At 37.5% G+C, this 3919-nt stretch carries 3 protein-coding genes and 2 pseudogenes; 1 reads left to right on the top strand and 4 read right to left on the bottom strand.

All coding sequences use genetic code 11. The annotated features are described in order from the left end of the window. A pseudogene (locus tag CBG25_RS12195) lies at window positions 1-104 on the top strand (IS110 family transposase); the annotation flags it as partial. A gap of 9 nt (window positions 105-113) precedes the next feature. On the opposite strand, the gene wecB reads toward CBG25_RS12195, so the two are convergent. The 4 genes and pseudogenes from wecB to CBG25_RS12215 all read right to left on the bottom strand — a co-directional run. After that, complete coding sequence (gene wecB, locus CBG25_RS12200) at window positions 114-1244, bottom strand: UDP-N-acetylglucosamine 2-epimerase (non-hydrolyzing) (protein ID WP_290606922.1); 1131 nt, start codon at window positions 1242-1244, stop codon at window positions 114-116. Between the two features lie 119 nt (window positions 1245-1363). Further along, window positions 1364-2422 carry an ECA polysaccharide chain length modulation protein gene (gene wzzE / locus CBG25_RS12205; protein WP_290606924.1) on the bottom strand — a complete coding sequence of 353 codons (1059 nt, stop codon included), beginning with the start codon at window positions 2420-2422 and terminating at the stop codon, window positions 1364-1366. A 31-nt stretch (window positions 2423-2453) separates the two neighbouring features. Further along, a complete protein-coding gene (gene wecA / locus CBG25_RS12210; protein WP_290606926.1) occupies window positions 2454-3536 on the bottom strand; it encodes a UDP-N-acetylglucosamine--undecaprenyl-phosphate N-acetylglucosaminephosphotransferase in 1083 nt (360 codons plus the stop codon). Window positions 3537-3707: 171 nt separating this feature from the next. Next, window positions 3708-3919 (bottom strand): annotated as a pseudogene (locus CBG25_RS12215) (hypothetical protein); the annotation flags it as partial.

A 3919-nucleotide genomic window follows, 5' to 3' on the forward strand; every position in this document is an offset into this window, starting at 1 on the left:
AAGTCGCTCTGGTTGCCTGCATGCGCAAACTGTTGACCATCCTGAATGCGATGCTCAGAAAGAACGAAGAATGGGATGAATCCTACCATCAGGTTACTACGTAATTTTGTTGGTCAAGACAGTTGCTGATTTGTCTTCAACGCTTCAAGAATTCGCTGGCATGCTTTACCATCACCATAAGGATTATGCGCCCGACTCATTTTCTGATAAGCATGGTCATCCGTAAGTAATTGTTTTACCGCTTGAACAATATTTTCTGTTTGCGTACCCACTAAACGTACCGTACCAGCTTCAACCGCTTCAGGTCGCTCAGTAGTATCACGCATCACTAATACTGGCTTACCTAAAGCTGGCCCCTCTTCTTGAATGCCCCCTGAATCTGTCAGGATCAAATAAGCGTTATTCATTAAATAAATAAAAGGTAAATAATCCTGTGGATCAATCAGGTTTATATTATTAATACCCTGCAAAATGCGTTGTACTGGTTCACTAACATTAGGATTAAGATGAACCGGATAGACAACTTGAACATCAGCATGATTTTTGGCAATTTCAGCTAATGCATGACAAATACGTTCAAATCCGCTACCAAAACTTTCCCGTCGATGCCCTGTAACCAGCAGCATCTTTTTATTTTGATCAAGAAAAGGGTATTGCGCGGCAAGGCTTGCTCGTATTGTGGCATCATTAATAACTTTATCACGCACCCAAAACAACGCATCGATTACAGTGTTACCAGTAACAAAAATACGATTAGCAGGGATCGATTCATGCTGTAAATTTTTTCGCGAATACTCGGTAGGTGCAAAGTGATATGTTGCCAGATGGCTAGCAATTTTACGATTGGCTTCTTCCGGCCAGGGAGAATATAAGTTACCAGTACGCAATCCTGCTTCAACATGACCAACCAGAATACGCTGATAAAAAGCAGCCAGGCTGGTTGCCATCGTGGTAGCGGTATCACCATGAACCAATACCACATCGGGTTTAAAAGATAACAATACGGGTTTCATTCCTTCAAGAATACGACAGGTAATATCAGTTAAATCTTGTCCCGGTGTCATAATATCTAAATCATAATCAGGTGTTATCTCAAAAAGATGCAATACCTGATCCAACATTTCTCTATGTTGAGCAGTTACGCAAACTTTCGATTCAAAAGCCTTATCGTTTGTCAAAGCATGTACCAGTGGAGCCATTTTTATGGCTTCAGGACGAGTACCAAACACAGTCAACACTTTCACAGTGACTCTCTTTTTATTTTAACCTCATCTAATAATGAGATGTATCATCAATAATGATTTTACCTTCAACATATTAATAGTTTGTTGAAGTCCTCTATTGCTATATGTTTAGCAAATAATTAAGTATTACGCCTTAACAACACAATACCTATTCCACTTAAGGCACCAATCATTCCCCAAATGACCATCATCAATGCTCGACGAGGACTATCACGTTTAACGGGATCTTCTGGTGTTCTTAAATAGCGATAAGTTTGAAAATTATTCTCGAGAGCAGGTTCTACATTTAATGTCGTTAACATCGCTATATTTTGATCATAGCTTTCATCATAATTAGACCCTGTTGCCTGTAATGTTTCAATTTGTGCTTGTAATAATGAAGTACCTAATAGAAACATTTCTGAATCAGGCAGCTGATCGATGGGAACATCAACTTTGTTACGTGAAATACCTTGCTTTTGCGCAACTTTGAACGATTGCTGTAGGTTATTTAAACGCCGTTCATAATTTGCCTTTGCGACCATTTCCTGGCGTTTAATTAATGCTTTTAAAGACTGTGCCTTTGCTGCCCACGCGCCTTTAATCTGTTCATTAAGATTAAAACTAGCTCGTTTGTTAGCAAAAGAAATATATTCACGTAGTAATCGGTTTGCATCAGTAGCCGTTTCAGCAACTAATTTTACATTATCATGAAGTATCTTATTATCATCTTGGGGAGTGAATTGAATATCATCAATTAATTCATCAAGTAATGCAGCATCAGTCTTAGCATTTCCTTCCATGCGGGTTTTATAGTAATCACTATTTAACCAAAACTCTCGCCGGGTATCATAAGAACCTACTTGAGTAGTAAATTCTTGATAAACCAGATTCGAAATTGTTGGCAACTGATTATCCTGTGTTTCATTAATATGCGAATCCAAATTTCGCAAAAATTGCTGCTGGGAATAATATGCACCTAAATTATTAACTGTAGGTAAATCAGTGACAGCATTAGCACTCCATTTTTGTTGCATCATATAAGAAATGATCAATGCAACTGCTGCAAAAATAAATGCTAAAGAGATGATCCATATTTTTACCTGCCATAACGCACAAAATAAACTTCTAATATCTAACTCATATTCAAGAGATTGTGAGTGAGAATTAGGTTTGGGTTGTGTTTCTGATTTTGTCACTGGTATGAAACTCCTTTAAACATTTGTTTATTTATTTTGCTATACGTTGCATCCGACGTTTAACACGTTTCACAAAACGCGCCACTTTCCAAGCACGTTTAATACAGTAGCCATAGATAGCAAATATAAGCAAAAATAATGCCAACATCACCCATTCAGGAATAAAATTTGAACGTTCACCGATCATACCTACCGCAGCTAAAATAGCTGCCGACACTGTAATCAAGATAAAAGCCTGACTTGAGGTAAAACCTGAACGCATAATTAAATGATGAATATGTTGTCTATCTGGTGAAAAAGGACTCATTCCTTTACGTAGACGCCGATACATAATGGCAATCATATCGATCAGAGGAATAGCAATAATCCAGAGGGCAGTCACTGGTTTAATCGAAGGTTGCTCACCTTGTGTCGACATCAATAGCAACCAAAGAATAGTAAAACCAATTAATGTACTACCCGCATCCCCCATAAACACTTTATAACGCTTTCCTAATAAACCTAAATTCAGGAATATATAAGGCAGAATGGCAGCAATAACAGCAAAACACCAAAAAGCTAATGCCATATTACCATTTTGATAAAGCAAAATGCCTAATGCAGCAAAGGAGACACAAGAAAGTCCACCAAGCAGACCATCAATACCATCAACCATGTTAAAAGCATTGACTGCGCCCCAAACAGCAAATAATGTCATTAAATAGCTTAAAGGCCCCAACGTTACATGCCATGGCCCAAAAGCATAACCTAAGTTATCTAACGTTAGACCAGCAAAATAAATCATGACCAACGCAACAATAGCTTGAATAGTTGCTCGAATTTTAACACTAATATCAAAGCGATCATCCAATACTCCAACAAATACCAAAACCCCAGCACAAATCAAATACAACCATTTATGAGGAATATATTCGGGCGTAATCATGAATGCCAAACAGATACCAAAAAAAACCGCAATACCACCAACCAAAGGAATTTCTCCTTGGTGTTTTTTTCGATGATTAGGTTCATCTACTAGACCAAATCTTTTTGCCACTTTTCTCGCAATAAATATGAAAATCAGAGAAAACAAGAAAACCCAAAAAACGTCGATTAGTAAATTTAGTGTGCGCACAATATTTACTCTCTTATAATTTTTTTAGAAATCATCCACTGCACCCATTTCCATGTATAGACTATAAGTGTACTTTAAGTTAGCGTATATGTAACAATAACGAAACATTTCTATCATCTTGCACTGCTTATTAGCAAGCAAAATCTATACCAACACGAGTTTCGCACAAAACTAATTTGGGTACGCTAATAAAACACGGATGTGCTCAGCAATAGCATTTTTGATTACGTCCCAATTTTGTTGATAAAGGGTTATTTTTTCAGATATACGACGTTTATGTTGTTCAAACCACGCAGAAATAGCGAGAAAAATATGATTTCTTTGCGCTCGGCTCGTGCGAGCCTGACAGCGTTCAATACCACAATTTTGTTTAACTTCTCGAT

Origin of the sequence: Arsenophonus sp. ENCA, from assembly GCF_002287155.1 — a bacterium.
In the GTDB taxonomy this organism is placed as follows: Bacteria; Pseudomonadota; Gammaproteobacteria; order Enterobacterales; family Enterobacteriaceae; genus Arsenophonus; species Arsenophonus nilaparvatae.